This window comes from Teredinibacter haidensis (assembly GCF_014211975.1).
GTDB lineage: Bacteria > Pseudomonadota > Gammaproteobacteria > Pseudomonadales > Cellvibrionaceae > Teredinibacter > Teredinibacter haidensis.
In genome coordinates, this window is sequence record NZ_CP060084.1 from 4,289,517 (window position 1) to 4,303,921 (window position 14,405).

General features: G+C 48.7%; 13 protein-coding genes. 9 read left to right on the forward strand and 4 right to left on the reverse strand.

What is annotated here, in order from left to right; all coding sequences use genetic code 11:
* Window positions 1-35: 35 nt before the first annotated feature.
* Window positions 36-1,052 (forward strand): hypothetical protein, encoded by a 1,017-nt coding sequence (locus tag H5715_RS17495; RefSeq protein WP_075184820.1) that lies wholly within the window; start codon window positions 36-38, stop codon window positions 1,050-1,052.
* Window positions 1,053-1,063: 11 nt separating this feature from the next.
* Window positions 1,064-1,489, forward strand: coding sequence for a type 2 periplasmic-binding domain-containing protein (locus H5715_RS17500; protein WP_075184821.1), 426 nt, complete (start codon window positions 1,064-1,066; stop codon window positions 1,487-1,489).
* Window positions 1,490-1,882: 393 nt separating this feature from the next.
* Here the strand turns inward: H5715_RS17500 and H5715_RS17505 are convergent, their stop codons facing one another.
* From H5715_RS17505 to H5715_RS17520, 4 genes are all read right to left on the reverse strand, one after another.
* A complete protein-coding gene (locus H5715_RS17505) occupies window positions 1,883-3,502 on the reverse strand; it encodes a methyl-accepting chemotaxis protein (RefSeq protein ID WP_075184822.1) in 1,620 nt (539 codons plus the stop codon).
* 282 nt (window positions 3,503-3,784) lie between these two features.
* A complete protein-coding gene (locus tag H5715_RS17510) occupies window positions 3,785-4,660 on the reverse strand; it encodes an HDOD domain-containing protein (RefSeq protein WP_075184823.1) in 876 nt (291 codons plus the stop codon).
* A gap of 46 nt (window positions 4,661-4,706) precedes the next feature.
* On the reverse strand, window positions 4,707-5,852 hold the full coding sequence (locus H5715_RS17515) for an imelysin family protein (RefSeq protein WP_139309736.1): 1,146 nt from the start codon (window positions 5,850-5,852) through the stop codon (window positions 4,707-4,709).
* Window positions 5,853-5,890: 38 nt separating this feature from the next.
* Window positions 5,891-6,544, reverse strand: coding sequence for a histidinol-phosphatase (locus H5715_RS17520; RefSeq protein WP_083607948.1), 654 nt, complete (start codon window positions 6,542-6,544; stop codon window positions 5,891-5,893).
* A gap of 221 nt (window positions 6,545-6,765) precedes the next feature.
* Between H5715_RS17520 and H5715_RS17525 the strand changes: the two genes are divergently transcribed.
* The 7 genes from H5715_RS17525 to H5715_RS17555 all read left to right on the forward strand — a co-directional run bounded on the left by H5715_RS17525 (window position 6,766) and on the right by H5715_RS17555 (window position 14,388).
* A complete protein-coding gene (locus H5715_RS17525) occupies window positions 6,766-7,269 on the forward strand; it encodes an RNA pyrophosphohydrolase (protein ID WP_075184825.1) in 504 nt (167 codons plus the stop codon).
* Window positions 7,263-9,524, forward strand: coding sequence for a phosphoenolpyruvate--protein phosphotransferase (gene ptsP / locus H5715_RS17530; RefSeq protein WP_075184826.1), 2,262 nt, complete (start codon window positions 7,263-7,265; stop codon window positions 9,522-9,524). Before H5715_RS17525 ends, ptsP begins: the two co-directional genes overlap by 7 nt.
* Before the next feature lie 108 nt (window positions 9,525-9,632).
* Window positions 9,633-10,463 (forward strand): prolipoprotein diacylglyceryl transferase, encoded by an 831-nt coding sequence (gene lgt / locus H5715_RS17535; RefSeq protein WP_075184827.1) that lies wholly within the window; start codon window positions 9,633-9,635, stop codon window positions 10,461-10,463.
* A gap of 25 nt (window positions 10,464-10,488) precedes the next feature.
* The gene (locus H5715_RS17540; RefSeq protein ID WP_075184828.1) at window positions 10,489-11,322 is read left to right on the forward strand and encodes a thymidylate synthase; all 834 of its coding nucleotides are present in this window, start codon (window positions 10,489-10,491) and stop codon (window positions 11,320-11,322) included.
* A gap of 41 nt (window positions 11,323-11,363) precedes the next feature.
* On the forward strand, window positions 11,364-11,888 hold the full coding sequence (locus H5715_RS17545) for a dihydrofolate reductase (RefSeq protein ID WP_075184829.1): 525 nt from the start codon (window positions 11,364-11,366) through the stop codon (window positions 11,886-11,888).
* Window positions 11,889-12,217: 329 nt separating this feature from the next.
* On the forward strand, window positions 12,218-13,003 hold the full coding sequence (locus H5715_RS17550) for a DUF3450 domain-containing protein (protein WP_075184830.1): 786 nt from the start codon (window positions 12,218-12,220) through the stop codon (window positions 13,001-13,003).
* On the forward strand, window positions 13,000-14,388 hold the full coding sequence (locus H5715_RS17555) for a MotA/TolQ/ExbB proton channel family protein (protein WP_075184831.1): 1,389 nt from the start codon (window positions 13,000-13,002) through the stop codon (window positions 14,386-14,388). The genes H5715_RS17550 and H5715_RS17555 overlap by 4 nt, the downstream gene beginning before the upstream one ends.
* Window positions 14,389-14,405 lie beyond the last annotated feature (17 nt).

The window sequence follows — 14,405 nt, forward strand, 5'->3', positions numbered from 1 at the left end:
TGTATCGCATCAAGATACATGAGGGAGTCGCTTATATGAAAATGGCAAAAACATTAACAGGTTGTCTAGCTGGCGCAGTTTTGTGTGCGCCAATGGCATTGGCATCGGAGATCAAATGGAGCGGTTTTATGTCGGTGGCCACAGGTATTACGCTCGATGATGATGATACGTACCAGGTTGAACCCACAACCGGGGGGACCTATGACAAGGATTTTCGCTTTGATCCGGAATCCTTGGTTGGTATTCAGGCTCAGGCGATTATTACTGATCGTTTGCGCGGTACGGTGCAGATGGTTGCAAAGGGCGCCAATGATTATGATATGACCGTCGACTGGGCGTACCTATCCTATGATATTACCGAAAAATTAGCGCTTAATGCTGGCCGTTTCAGGTTGCCGCTTTTCTACTTTTCTGACTTTTTGGATGTGGGTTATGCCTACTATTGGATTCGCCCTCCTGTTGAAGTGTACAGCACCTTCACCGCTGCACTTGAAGGCGTGAATTTGTATCATTCCACATACGTTGGTGATCTCGGTATTGAAAGTCAGGTTTGGTATGGCGCGATCGATGCGGAAACAGAAGGGGGTAACTTTGATACCTTGAACAATCAGGGTTTAAACGCGGTGTTTAGTTATGACTGGATGAAGTTTCGCCTGCTGTATAACACCACAGATATTGGTGTTGAGTTTCAAATTGGTGATGATGTTATTGTTAGTGAGTTGCCTGTTACGTTTAAGGCGGCTGCTTTTATGGCGGATTACGAAAATTTTCTCTTTAGAAGTGAATACACGCTGGCGGATACCGGGACGGAAACCTCTTCCTGGTACGTTTCAGCTGGCTATACGCTCGGTGATTTCACACCTCACTTTACTCACGCGATAACGGATCCAGATGGCGATGCCAATACGTCTTCGAGTACGCTTGGTGTAGCCTGGAACTTTCATTCTTCTGCGGTATTCAAACTTGAATTTACTCAGTCTGAAAACGAGACTGCAGAAGGTATGATGAACGACGTAGATTTATTGTCTACCTCTATTGATATTTTGTTTTAAGGAGAGCAGACATGAAAATATTTGGATCAAAAATACAGTTGGGCATATTGCTATTAGTATTTGTGTCTTCTTTTGGCTTCGCTGAATCGGTTGTTATTGTTCACCCGGAAAATGACGCTAGTATTTCTGCAGGTGATGTGGAGAAGCTTTATCTTGCAAAAGTAAAAGCCTTTCCGGGCGGGTCGTTGGCGTTGGCGTTAAATCAGACGGAAGGTTCTGATATTCGAAAAGCATTCGATTCTGGTGTTATTGGGAAAAGCGAGTCGCAAATGAAATCTTATTGGGCTAAGCTGGTATTTACTGGGAAGGCGGTGCCATTGAAAGAATTGGCGAGTGATCAGGAAGTGGTTGAGTTGGTTTCTAAGAATCCGAGCACCATTGGTTATATTGATGCCAGAAGTGTTACCGATGCCGTAAAGGTTGTTCACCGCTTCTAAAATATCAGTACTGAAAAATAATAAGCCTCGGTCATATTGAATGTCCGGGGTTTTTTTTGGGTGGGGATTGTGCCAGCCTTCTGTATTGTTTGCGCTGCTTCGGGAAGCTTCTGCTCGCGGGCAAGACCAGTAGCCGCGGAAGAAGGTAAGGTGGTGGCGCGTGAGTAGCGGATTTGCTCTCGCAGAGAAGCTGAGAGCTTGAAATGCGAAGATTACGGTGTGTCGTTGCGGGAATACGCCTGTCTTTCAAAAGAGGCTAGGCGGAGATTGGGAAAGTCAGCAGGCCCGGACGGCGCGATCAATGCGCCATTTACGGTGTTGTACTTCTTGCTCGGGACCTTAAAACCAAGGAAAACCTTGCAGGGCGGTACCCCCCCCGCAATTCAACGCTGCCTAGACTTTAAATTGTCGGGTAATGTGTTCCAGGCTCAGTGCGAGGGAATTCAGCTTTTCGCTGACTTCATTCATTTGATTGGCAGAACCTGCCGTTTCCTGAGACTGTTGGCTCATGCGCTCGGCTTCATCAACAAGTTCCGACGAAATGCATTGCTGCTCTTCTGTAGCGCTGGCGATTTGTTCGTTCATGGAGTTGATGGTGTTTACTGTATCGCCGATGGTTTGTAGGCTGTCCCCGGCAAGGTTGGCTTCGGCAACCGATTTTTCTACCGCTTCGGTACTTTCCTGCATTGTTTTCACTGCTGCCTGAGAGGCCGATTGCAGCTGCGCCAATATGGTATTAATTTCTTCTGTTGATTCCTGGGTCCGCGAGGCGAGCCCTCGAACTTCATCAGCAACCACGGCAAATCCTCGGCCCTGTTCACCGGCGCGTGCGGCTTCGATGGCGGCATTTAGCGCCAGTAAATTGGTTTGCTCGGCAATGCCCTTAATAACGTCCAGTACCACGTTGACGCTGGTCGTATCCTGTTCCAGTTTGGAAATTACATTGGACGCTTCTGCAATACTCTTGGAAAGCAGCTGAATGCTCGACACCGTATTGCTCACAATCTCCTGTCCTTTGCCGGCAGATTCGTCGGCAATACGAGCTGAGTTTGCGGCTTCCGCAGCATTTTGCGCAATCGTCGTAACGCTGTGGCTCATTAATTCGATATTGTGTTTAGATTCGGACACGCTGCGATTCTGTTGCTTTAAGGTGCTAGTAATATCGATAGATAAACCATTAACGTCGTTCGCTAGTGAAGCAAGGGGCGGCGCTGTTTCCACAACCTGTTGAATGGTTTTTTGCAGTTTATCCATAAAGCCGTTGAAGTAATTAACCAAGTCGCCAATTTCATCTTTTTGCCGAGTCATCAGGCGAACAGTTAAATCACCGTTATCCTCGGCTATGTTGCGTAAGCGTTCGGTTAGTCTATCAATGCTGTACTTGATCATATTGCTGATAAGTATGCCAACACCGATTAAAAGCGTGCTTGTTAAGACGCCAATTGCAATGCCTACGGTAAAAAGTGTATTCGCTTGGTTGTTGGCGCTATCAAAGGCATTGTTGAATGTTTGCTGGCGGCTGTCGTAAAAATTGTTTAGCTCAGTTTTAAGCTCCTCCAGATGAGTACTCATTTGCGCGCTACGTGCACCCACTTTGGAAAAGTCAACAGAACCGTCGATCATCCCCTTTGATATTTCAAATGCGATCGAGTAATAGTTCTCAAAGTTTTGGCGAATGGTGCTTAGTTCGGGTTTTAGCTCCGGTTCAAGCGCGATTGCGGCCTGTATATCGTTGCGAAATTGGGCGGCAATATTTTGCGCGCCATCAAGTACGTCAATTTCTGCAGACGTCACGGCATAGGCCATGGTTTCCTGGATTTTTTCAACGCGTGCAATATTTTCGTTTGCGGTTTGTAAGAGAGGAAATTCGGTGTTTCGAGCATTATCCAAATGCTCAATTGCAATTCCCAGCATGTGAATACTGGTGAGTAGATAGGTGAAAAAGCCAAGCGCGCCCACAATAGGGATAAGCAATATTTTTTTTCGTATAGATAATTGTCTAAAAAAATCCAAGGTGTTGCTCCCAGCAATAATGTTTTTTTTAAACAGGTTTGTTTGAAAAACACTGTTGGTTTCAGTGTAGTTCAGGGCTTGTTAAATGCAATTGGCATAAAAACGGTATGGGAATGCAGGGTTGTCGCGTAAATTATTTACAATATGGGAGCGGTGTTTACGAATGAGACAGGGCTCCGCCCGGGTATTGGCGCCAATTATATTGAGCTATAGATTCCATCTCGTAGTTATCTATCCTGGGTGGAAGCCGGTAGCTTGTGCCGATGCTGTGGAGCTGAAGAGTTAGCCGTAATAGGGGTTGTTTCCCAGGCCGAGTTCGGTGATATGGGCTTCGAGGTTGGCGTATTCATATTCGCTGATGCCGAGATAAAGGAGAACTGTGTCGGCGATGCGAAGCCATTCGTGATCAATGTCGTGTTGTCCCAGTACTCGATAATTACCGCAGATATGTTCGGCCATTTTTAGTATGGCTAGCAACGTCTTTTTACGACCGTTGGCGTGTTCGTCAGAGAGGGTCTGAATAATGCGGTGGTGTTCGTGAATAGCCTCGCATAAATAGCGGGGAAGGTTCCAGGATTTACCCACGTAATAGCCGACCACGGCGTGGTTGGTGTTGATTAATGTATTTTCGACCTCGGTAATGCCAGCGGTTCCGGTGGCATAGCTTTCAATCAATACGTCGCTATAGTGAGCGAAGCGGGACATCAGCAGAGGAATCCCGCAGTTATGGAACAGACCCAGTGTGTAGCACTCTTCTGGGTTGGGCACGCCAATTTGTTTGGCGATAAGGGATGAGGTCAGGGCAATGTCCATCGCCATATCCCAAAAGTGGCCGAGGGAAATAATATCGTGGTCCGAAAGCGCTCCTTTTATGGTAAGCGCGTTCACCAAATTCACGACACTGTTAACGCCCAAGAGGTTCACGGCCTGAACAATGGAGGTGATGGTGTTGGCGTGTTTATATAGTGGGGAGTTAACCGTTTTTAGAATGCTGCCGGAAAGCCCAACATCCTGGCTGATCAGGCGAGCGATTTCGATAATGCTACAGTCGGGGTTGAGTTGTTCCATCTGTAGGTCGACCATTACCTGCGGCTGAGGTGGTATGGCGATGCCTTGCAGAACTTTCTGAATTTGTTCCTGGGTTAGCTCGGTGGACACGGACGACCTTTAGGTTGTGGCAAAGTAGAAAGTGGCTCCGTTTAGTTTAGCCCTGTTCGGGCCGATCTACTGAGAAAACATCAATTTTTCGCCTGCAGGCGTCCATCGCCGCCTTAGTGGCTTGGTAGGTTTGCTGCCAAAGCACTTTATTCTCGCTTTCGGTTACCAGCTGTTGCAAGAGGGTCTCCGCCCGCTGTAATTGCTGCGAAACGTCGTTGCGCTGTGCCTCGGTTAGCCATGGGCCGATGACTGTGAGTGAATGTATATCCGCGGCTAATCGCTGTATGTCCTCTGTGCTTGCAGGTTCTGCATCCTCCTGTGGCGCGAGGGTGGTGATCTGCAGAATAAGTTGGGTCAGGGCGCGCTCGAAGGTTTTGCGTACCGTTTTGCGTTTGGTGTTTGCCGTAAGGTCCGTCCACTGAGCCTTTAGTGAGCCACTGTTGCTCGCTTGCCAGAGGTCGGCCAGTTGTTGAATGTCGGCCTTCAGAATGTCGCTTTGCAGTTGGAGCAGGTGTCGGCGGCGATTGTTGGGCGTTTCCTCTACTGTTTTGTAGCCGGTTTGTTTTTGGTGTTGGTTAAGGGTAAGCGCGACTTCATAATCGCTTATCGGGCGCGTATGGTTTTCACCAAAGAGCATATATTCGATGGCATAGAGGCCGAGGGCGACATCTTCGGGGTCCGTCATTCCGTGCGAATGCATAAGGTTTTCTGCGCTGAGCTGTACGCTGATGTCGTGTACCAAGCCGGAGTATTGATAAGCGCCAAAATAGTCCAGATAGCCGGGCTGAATGGGGTGTGCCGCAAGTGAAAAGCAGGCTTTTGTCAGCGGTGTAAATATCTCGGGGGCCGCAATACCCAGTTGGCTGTGGAAAAAGAATTGTCGGTAGGCCAGCTCAGCGGGCTTCCAGGATTGCTGTGCATTTAACAGGTTTTCTTGGGTTGGATTTAGCAGCAGTGTTTCGATTTTTTGATTTAGCTCGAGGCCTGCTTTTAGGCTGCTGTTCAACGCTTTGGTGCCCGCCAGCCAGAGAATGTTAGTGGCCTCTATCGCTGCTTGTGGTGACAGTTCGCTTTGTGCGTTGGGGGCTATATCGGCTGCTGTTTTGTCGGTTGTTTCTTTTTTTGATTCGCAGCCGGCGAACGAAAATGAAAGCACGCTTAAGGCTATGATGGCTAACAGGCGAGATGCCATATTGGTTGTATCCTTGCTGGTATTTTTAGAGTGCTTGTCTAGCGCAAGCTGATTATGGCCCAATTGCGCTCGTTTGCCACTTGACGTAGTTTGTCGTCGGGGTCGACGGCTACCGGAGTTTCAACTGTTTCTAGTAGAGGTAGATCGTTGGCGGAGTCGCTGTAAAAATGACTGCCGCTAAGACTTTCACCTTCTTTTTCAAGCCATTGGTTTAACCGTTGTACCTTACCTTCTTGGTAGCAGGGGGTACCCGTGGGCTCACCGGTGTAGCGGTCGTTAACCACCTCTCCTTCACTGGCAAGCAGCTCGTGTATACCTAGAGCTTGGGCGATGGGCTCGGTGATAAAACGGTTGGTGGCGGTAATCACGAGTATTCTATCGCCTTTCTGCCGATGTTCTGTGACTAAGGCCTCGGCTTTGGGGAGTAGAATCGGTGTAATTTTTTGGTCGAAAAAGATGCGGTGTAGTTCGCAGAGTTCAGTCATGGAAAAGCGGGTAAGCGGTTGCAGAGCAAAGCGTAAATAGGCGTTAATATCGAGAGTTCTGTTGAGGTAGTCCTGGTAGAACTGGTCGTTGGCCTGTTTGAAGGCTTCACCATCGACGATGTTTTGCTCTATTAGGAACTCGCCCCATGCGTGATCACTGTCACCGGCAATCAACGTATTATCTAGGTCGAAAATTGCTAAACTCAAAGAGTTACTCCCATAATGGCAGGTTGGGCTGAATTGCTGAGAAATGCTTCTTTGTGAAACAATAGGGCGGCGATTATAACAACATTTATGGGGAAGCCTGGTGTGGGGCTGTTGATGGTTGGAAGAGCAGCATATTCGCCACTGTTTGCCTGGGCGGTGTTGATCCCGGCGAGCTTTCTGAATATTCAATTGAAAATGCAGGTTTTCTGGAGAGGTTTTGCGTGATCGATAGCGACGGTTTTCGTCCAAATGTTGGCATTGTGCTGGCAAATGGCAGTGGTAATGTTTTGTGGGCGCGTCGTGTGGGTGGGCAGGATGCGTGGCAGTTTCCCCAGGGTGGGATTAAGGAACATGAGTCGCCCGAGGACGCGCTCTATCGCGAGCTTCACGAAGAGGTGGGCCTGCTGTCTGCGGATGTTGATGTGCTTGCGGTTACCCAGGGCTGGCTTCGATACCGCCTGCCCCACCGCTTGGTGCGCCAGAAGGAACCCCTTTGTGTGGGTCAGAAGCAAAAATGGTTTTTATTGCACCTGAAAGCGAGTGACAATGCGGTAAAACTCAATGTCGGTGGTCCGCCAGAATTTGATGACTGGCGCTGGGCGAGCTATTGGTACCCACTGTCAAATGTGGTCGCATTTAAGCGCGAGGTCTACCGTCGGGCAATGAAAGAGCTGGCGCCCGTACACAATCGTCTGACCGCTGCTGCCCAGGAGGCTGCATGCTAAATTCGCTGCGCAGTATTGTTCAAGAGGTTAATGCCGCAGCAGATCTGCAGTCTGTACTGGAGATTATTGTTACCCGTATTCAGGAAGCGATGCACACCGAAGTCTGTTCGGTGTACTTGCGCAACGCTAATGCTACTTTTACATTGATGGCAACGAAAGGTCTGCACAAAGATGCGGTAGGCCAGGTAAAGTTGTCGCTGAACGAAGGTCTTGTTGGTTATGTGGCGGCTAGGGAAGAGCCGCTTAACCTGGAAGATGCCGAATCCCATCCCAAATTTCAGTATTTTCCCGAAACCGGAGAGGAGCGTTTTTGCTCGTTTCTAGGTGTGCCCATTATTCATCACCGCCAGATACTCGGTGTTCTCGTCGTGCAGCAACGAGCAAAGCGTAAGTTTGACGAGGGCGAAGAAGCCTTTCTGATCACGATGTCGGCACAGTTGGCGGCGGTCATTGCTCACGCGGAAGCAACCGGTGCTTTGCGCACAATAGGGCAAAAATCCGAGGCCCGCTTTATGGGGGTGCCGGGCGCGGCTGGCGTGGCGATTGGCCAGTGCGTGGTGGTGTCGCCATTGGCCGATCTGTACTCGGTTCCCTATCAAACGTGCGATGCGGTCGAGGATGAGCTGCTTTTCTTTCAGCAGGGTTTGGCTGCTGTTCGAGAGGATATTAAAAAGCTTGCTGCCGAGCTGGAAAATCGACTCAATAAAGAAGAGCGTGTGTTGTTCGATGCATACATCGGTATGCTTGATGACACTGCGTTGGGCGGTGAAGTTACCGAAAAAATTATGAGCGGCCTCGGGGCAGCTTATGCCTGGAGTGAGGTGATTCTGGATCACGTAAAAACGTTTTCCAGTATGAGTGATCCGTATCTGCGAGAGCGTGCGTCCGATGTAAGAGATCTGGGGGGGCGGGTGCTGGCCTACCTGCAGGAATCGGCGAAAAAAGAGTTGATTTACCCTGAAAACACCATCCTGGTCGGTGAAGATTTGACCGCTTCGGTATTGGCTGAAGTACCAGAGGGCCGCTTGGTGGGTATTGTCTCCACGCGGGGCTCAAGCAATTCCCATATCGCCATTCTTGCCCGCTCTATTGGCATTCCCACGGTTATGGGGGCTGTTGATTTGCCCTTTACTCGCCTAGAGGGGCGAGAAGTGATTGTCGATGGCTATCGTGGCAGTGTTTACAGCGATCCGAGTGATGGTCTTAGAGAACAGTATCAGGCCATAGTTGATGAAGATGTCGAGCTGGTTGCCGGCCTGGAGGTATTGAAAGAACTTCCCTGTGAAACCACTGATCATCATCGAGTTGCCCTGTGGGTGAACACCGGATTGATGGCCGATGCCATGATTTCCATCGAGCGTGGCGCGGAAGGTGTGGGCCTTTATCGTACCGAAATTCCGTTTATGCTGCGCGATCGCTTCCCGAGTGAAGAGGAGCAGCGGCAAACCTACCGCGACCAACTGGCCGCCTTTGCACCTCATACGGTCACGATGCGAACGCTGGATGTGGGTGGAGATAAATCTCTACCTTACTTTCCTATCGAAGAGGAAAACCCGTTTCTCGGCTGGCGAGGTATTCGCGTTACACTCGATCACCCTGAGATTTTTTTGGTGCAGATTCGCGCCATGCTTAAGGCGAGTGAAGGGCTGGATAATCTGCGAATTATGTTGCCAATGGTGAGTAATATCAGTGAGCTGGAAATTGCTCAAATGCTCATTCACCGGGCCTATGGGGAGTTGCTGGAAGAGGGTCATCGCATCGAGATGCCTCCGTTGGGGGTGATGATCGAAGTCCCCTGTGCGGTCTACCAGACGAGAGACTTTGCCGCCCGCGTAGACTTTCTTTCAGTGGGCAGCAATGACTTAACTCAGTACTTGCTGGCGGTTGATCGCAACAACCCACGGGTGGCTGATCTCTACCATTCCATGCACCCGGCAGTGTTGCGCGCGTTGTATCAAATCGTAAAGGATTCCCACAGTCAGGGTGTGTCGGTAAGCATCTGTGGTGAGCTGGCCGGTGACCCGGCCGCAGCGTTGCTGTTGATGGCCATGGGCTACGATGTGTTATCTATGAGTGCCACCAGTTTGCTCAAAGTTAAATCGGTTATTCGCAGTGTCAGCCTGCAGCAGGCGGAGACATTGCTTGAAGAGGTGATGATTCTGCCCGATACGGAATCCGTTAATCGCTGTATAGATGCCGCTTTGCGTCAAACTGGCCTTTCACGCATCATTCGCCCTTTGGAAAGCGAGGATTAGTATCCATCCTTTATTCATAATCCCACGTCGCAAATCTCCACCTCGGTCTGCTATGATCTGGCCGCTCCCAGAATTAATATTATTTTTAACCGTTAAGTGTGACTACGAATGCTGACTTACCCTGAAATTGACCCTGTAGCCATTTCCTTAGGAACGCACACGATTTTTGGCAAAACTATCGCTCTGCCAGATATTCACTGGTACGGTTTGATGTACCTGTGTGGCTTTGCCGCCGCGTGGTTGTTGGGGCTCTACCGAGCGGGAAAGTCTTATACCGCGCTGAAAAAAGCACAAGTTGAAGATATGATTTTCTACGGCGCGCTTGGGTTGGTCATTGGTGGCCGCGTCGGATACGTCTTTTTTTACAATTTTGGCGATTTTGTGGAAGACCCCATCTGGCTGTTTCGAGTCTGGGAAGGGGGGATGTCTTTCCACGGTGGCATGTTGGGTGTGCTTGTTGCCATGCTGGTGTACGCGCGAAAAGTGCAGGTAAACTTCCTCGATTTAATGGATTTTTTGGTGCCCTTGGCGCCCATTGGCCTAGGCTTCGGACGAATCGGTAATTTTATTGGGCAAGAGCTTTGGGGTAGAGAAACCACCGCTACGATTGGAATGATTTTCCCCAAAGATCCAGATGCCCTGATTCGTCATCCGTCGCAACTCTATCAGGCCTCACTCGAGGGCTTGCTGTTGTTTATTTTGCTGTTTTGGTACTCGAGCAAGCCAAGACCTCGCGCCTCGGTTGGCGCACTCTTTTTAATTCTCTATGGTTGCTTCCGTTTTATCGTCGAATTTTACCGTCAACCGGATGCCCATATCGGCTTTGATCTATTTGAATTTTTCACCCGTGGTCAACTGCTTTCCCTGCCGATGATCTTTGTCGGAGGGCTCATTATGTTTTGGTCGTATCACAGAGCAGCGCGGCAGGCGAAGGTGTAACAGCTTTTTAGAGGTATATAGATAAGTGCAGCAATATTTGGATTTAATGCGCCATGTGCGCGATACAGGTGTGCGTAAAGAGGATAGGACGGGAACGGGAACGGTCAGTGTGTTTGGCTACCAGATGCGCTTTGATTTAAGTGAAGGTTTTCCGTTGGTAACAACTAAGAAATGTCACCTAAAATCCATTATTCATGAGTTGCTTTGGTTTCTGCAGGGTGATACCAATATTGCATACCTTAAGGAAAACGGGGTAAAAATTTGGGATGCCTGGGCGACAGAAGAGGGCGATCTTGGGCCTGTCTACGGTGCGCAATGGCGTTCCTGGCCCGCAGGCAATGGCTTGGTCATCGATCAGATCAGTGAGCTGTTGAGGCAAATAGAGGCCAAACCTGATTCGCGGAGGCTTATTGTTTCCGCGTGGAACCCGGCACTGCTTCCCGATGAGAGCGTGTCTCCCCAGGCGAATGTGGCGCAGGGGAAAATGGCATTGCCTCCCTGTCATACGCTTTTCCAGTTTTATGTCTTGGATGGCAAACTTTCTTGCCAGTTATATCAACGTAGCGCGGATATCTTTCTCGGGGTTCCGTTTAATATTGCCTCTTACGCATTGTTGACCATGATGATTGCACAAGTGTGCAAGCTGCAACCGGGTGATTTCGTCCATACATTTGGGGACGCCCATCTGTATTTGAACCACCTGGATCAGGTTGAGCAGCAATTAGAGCGAAAACCCCACCCTTTACCGCGCATGGCGATAAATCCAGACGTAACAGATTTATTTTCATTTACTTTCGACGATTTTGAGTTACAGGGCTATCAGGCACAGCCACATATTGCCGCTCCAATCTCTATTTAGGTTAAAAACTGTACAGCCTGAGGGTTGATTGGGGAAAAAATATGAAAAATGCAGATTTTATTGATTTAGCTATTGTTGTTGCTGTGGCTGAAAATGGCACAATCGGTCGCGATAACGATCTACCTTGGTTTTTGCCAGAGGATCTTAAGCATTTTAAGCGTGTAACCATGGGTCACCCCATTGTCATGGGGCGAAATACTTTCGATTCTATTGGTAAGGCGCTACCGGGCCGCACGAATATTGTTGTTACTCGTCAGCGTGACTGGAATGCCGAAAACGTCGTTGTAACTCACTCTTATGAAGAAGCCTTAGAGGCGGGGCGCGATGCTGCGCGATCCATGGGGGTGACAGCGGTGATGATCATCGGCGGTGCCGAATTTTATCGCCAAGTGTTACCTCAGGCGCAAAAGCTCTATCTGACGCAAGTACATGCAGAGATAGAGGGAGATGCTCATTTTCCCGAACTGGATTTGGGGCAATGGCGAGAGCTGGAACGCGTTAAATATCCTGCAGATAGTAAAAATCCTTACTCGTATTCATTTGTTACGTTGGAGTGGCGGAAATAACTGCTAGACTGTTGGAACACTGACCGAGGTGGAAGGCTCACGAACCGAAACCGACGCCCTGGTGGCGTATGAAAACTGATCTTGTGTTACCGAAGTGTTACCTGTGTCACACAACTACAGTTTTAAGTGTTACTTTTCGTTATGGTTGGTCGACCCGAAATTGTGCGTTTTTTTTAGTGTTTGAATGTTTATGAATGGTCTTATTAAAATGCGCAACTTTGGCGATTACCGAGTCTCAACTTTTTTATTAAAACACTCTGGATGACAACATTTTTTATGTTTAATCTGGTCGCAATCTTTTCACTGTACGCACCCGAGTTGGGGGAATTATGAAGAAGCAGCGAATCAAAGCTGTGGCCTTAACCACAGTCCTTTCTGCTGGAGCGCTTTTAGTTGGCGCTGCTCACGCGGATCAAACCCTGGATAGTATTATGCAGGTAAGTCAGGCCAAGACTACATCTGGCCAACAATCACAAAAACGTATTGACAAGCTTCAAGCAGAAACTACGACTCTGTTACAGAAGTTCAAAATCGTTAATAAAGAAATCGATGGTTTGAAAGTTTATAACTCTCAGCTGGAAAAGCAGCTGGGTAACCAACGTAAAGTGATTGAAGACCTGAATATGTCTATCGATCAGGTGACTGTGATTGAACGACAAATCCAGCCTCTGATTTTGCGTATGCTCGACGGTCTTGAGCAGTTCGTAAAGCTGGATGTTCCTTTCCACTTGGAAGAACGTCTCAATCGCGTTGAAACTTTGCGCGATAACCAAGATCGTGCCGATATCTCCGTTGCTGAGAAATTTCGTCAGATTCTTGAAGCTTACAATATTGAATCCGAGTATGGCCGCAAGGTCGATACTTATGTGGATACCCTCGAAGTAGGCGGTCAGGAACGACAGGTAAACATATTGGCTGTTGGTCGTGTTGCTCTGATGTATCAAACAACGGATACCAAGCTTTCCGGTGCTTACGATAGTACACAGGGTGCGTTTGTTGAGCTGGATTCTGGTGAGTATCGTGCCGCTATCCTAAAAGGCATTCGAATTGCTAAGAAGCAGGCAGCCATCGACGTATTAGAATTGCCCGTTCTTGCTCCGGAGGCAGCACAATGAAAATGACTTTTAAGCAAAAACTGATTGCCTTTGCGGCAGCTGGTACATTGGTTCTGTCAGGTAGTGTTTTCGCTCAAGGTGATAAAGCCGCTACCTTGGAAGAACTGCTGCAAATGGTAAAAAACAGCCAGGTTTCCGAAACTAAGGAGCACCGCCAGCGCGAAGCTCAGTTCCGTAAGCAAAAAGGCAACCAGGCGACTTTGCTGAAGCAGTCCGAAGCCGAAAAATTGGCTGAAGAACAGCGCTCCGAGCGTTTGGAAAATCAGTATAAAGAGCAAGAAGTTCTTGTTCAGGCCAAGCGTCTGCAGTTGGACGAGCGTCTGGGTTCTTTGAAAGAGCTTTTCGGCCACTTGACTTCCACAGCAGGTGATCTGCGTACAGCAATTGACACTTCTATTGTAAGTGCTCAGATGCCTGACCGTACTCAGTTTATCAACGACCTGATCGATAAAATGAACAGCGAAACCAAGCTGCCGTCTATCGAAGAAATTGAGCGTCTGTGGTACGAATTACAGCGTGAAACAGTAGAGTCCGGCAAAGTGGTTAAGTTTACCGCAACCGTTTCTGATCCTTCAGGCGATAAAGCTGAACGTGAAGTGGTTCGTATTGGTAACTACAATCTGGTTTCTGATGGTAAGTACCTGACTTACGACGTGAAAAGTGCGAGCTTGAACGAGTTGCCCCGTCAGCCAGCTGGTAAATTCCTGAAAGGCGCTATCAGTCTGCAAAATAGTACTGAAGGATTTTCCAAGTTGGGTATTGACCCAACGGGCCCTTCCGGTGGTACTTTGATGAAGGCTCTAATCAACAGCCCATCAGTAAGCGATCGTTGGCATCAGGGTAAGCTGGTTGGTTACATCATTTCTGGTGTAGGTGCATTTGCTCTGTTACTGGCTCTCTTCCGCTTCATTATCTTGAGTGGTCTGAGTAGTAAGGTTAGTCGTCAGCTTAAGAGCGATACAGCTAATACCAACAACCCACTGGGTCGTGTATTGAAGGTTGCTTCTGACAATCCAAATGCCGATACCGAAACGCTGGAACTGAAACTGGAAGAAGCGATTCTGAAAGAGGTTCCACCGATTGAAGCTGGTCTTAACATTCTTAAGATTATCTCGATGGTTGCGCCTTTGTTGGGTCTGCTGGGTACTGTTACCGGTATGATCGTAACCTTCCAGGCGATTACAATCTTCGGTGCGGGCGATCCCAAGACGATGGCGGGTGGTATTTCCGGTGCTCTGGTAACCACAGTGTTGGGTCTGGTTGTTGCCATTCCAACAGTTCTGCTGCATACCTTCTTGAACGGTAAAGCCAAGCGCGTTATCCATGTTCTGGAAGAAGAAAGTGCTGGTCTGATTGCTGAGAAATCAGAACGCAGCAGTAAGTAACACCCTTGGTGCTGGGT

Coding starts and splice junctions, on each gene's coding strand:
- H5715_RS17495 (WP_075184820.1), top strand. CDS start 36: ATGAAAATGGCAAAAACATTAACAGGTTGTCTAGCTGGCGCAGTTTTG.
- H5715_RS17500 (WP_075184821.1), top strand. CDS start 1,064: ATGAAAATATTTGGATCAAAAATACAGTTGGGCATATTGCTATTAGTA.
- H5715_RS17515 (WP_139309736.1), bottom strand. CDS start 5,852: ATGGCATCTCGCCTGTTAGCCATCATAGCCTTAAGCGTGCTTTCATTT.
- ptsP (WP_075184826.1), top strand. CDS start 7,263: ATGCTAAATTCGCTGCGCAGTATTGTTCAAGAGGTTAATGCCGCAGCA.
- lgt (WP_075184827.1), top strand. CDS start 9,633: ATGCTGACTTACCCTGAAATTGACCCTGTAGCCATTTCCTTAGGAACG.
- H5715_RS17545 (WP_075184829.1), top strand. CDS start 11,364: ATGAAAAATGCAGATTTTATTGATTTAGCTATTGTTGTTGCTGTGGCT.
- H5715_RS17550 (WP_075184830.1), top strand. CDS start 12,218: ATGAAGAAGCAGCGAATCAAAGCTGTGGCCTTAACCACAGTCCTTTCT.
- H5715_RS17555 (WP_075184831.1), top strand. CDS start 13,000: ATGAAAATGACTTTTAAGCAAAAACTGATTGCCTTTGCGGCAGCTGGT.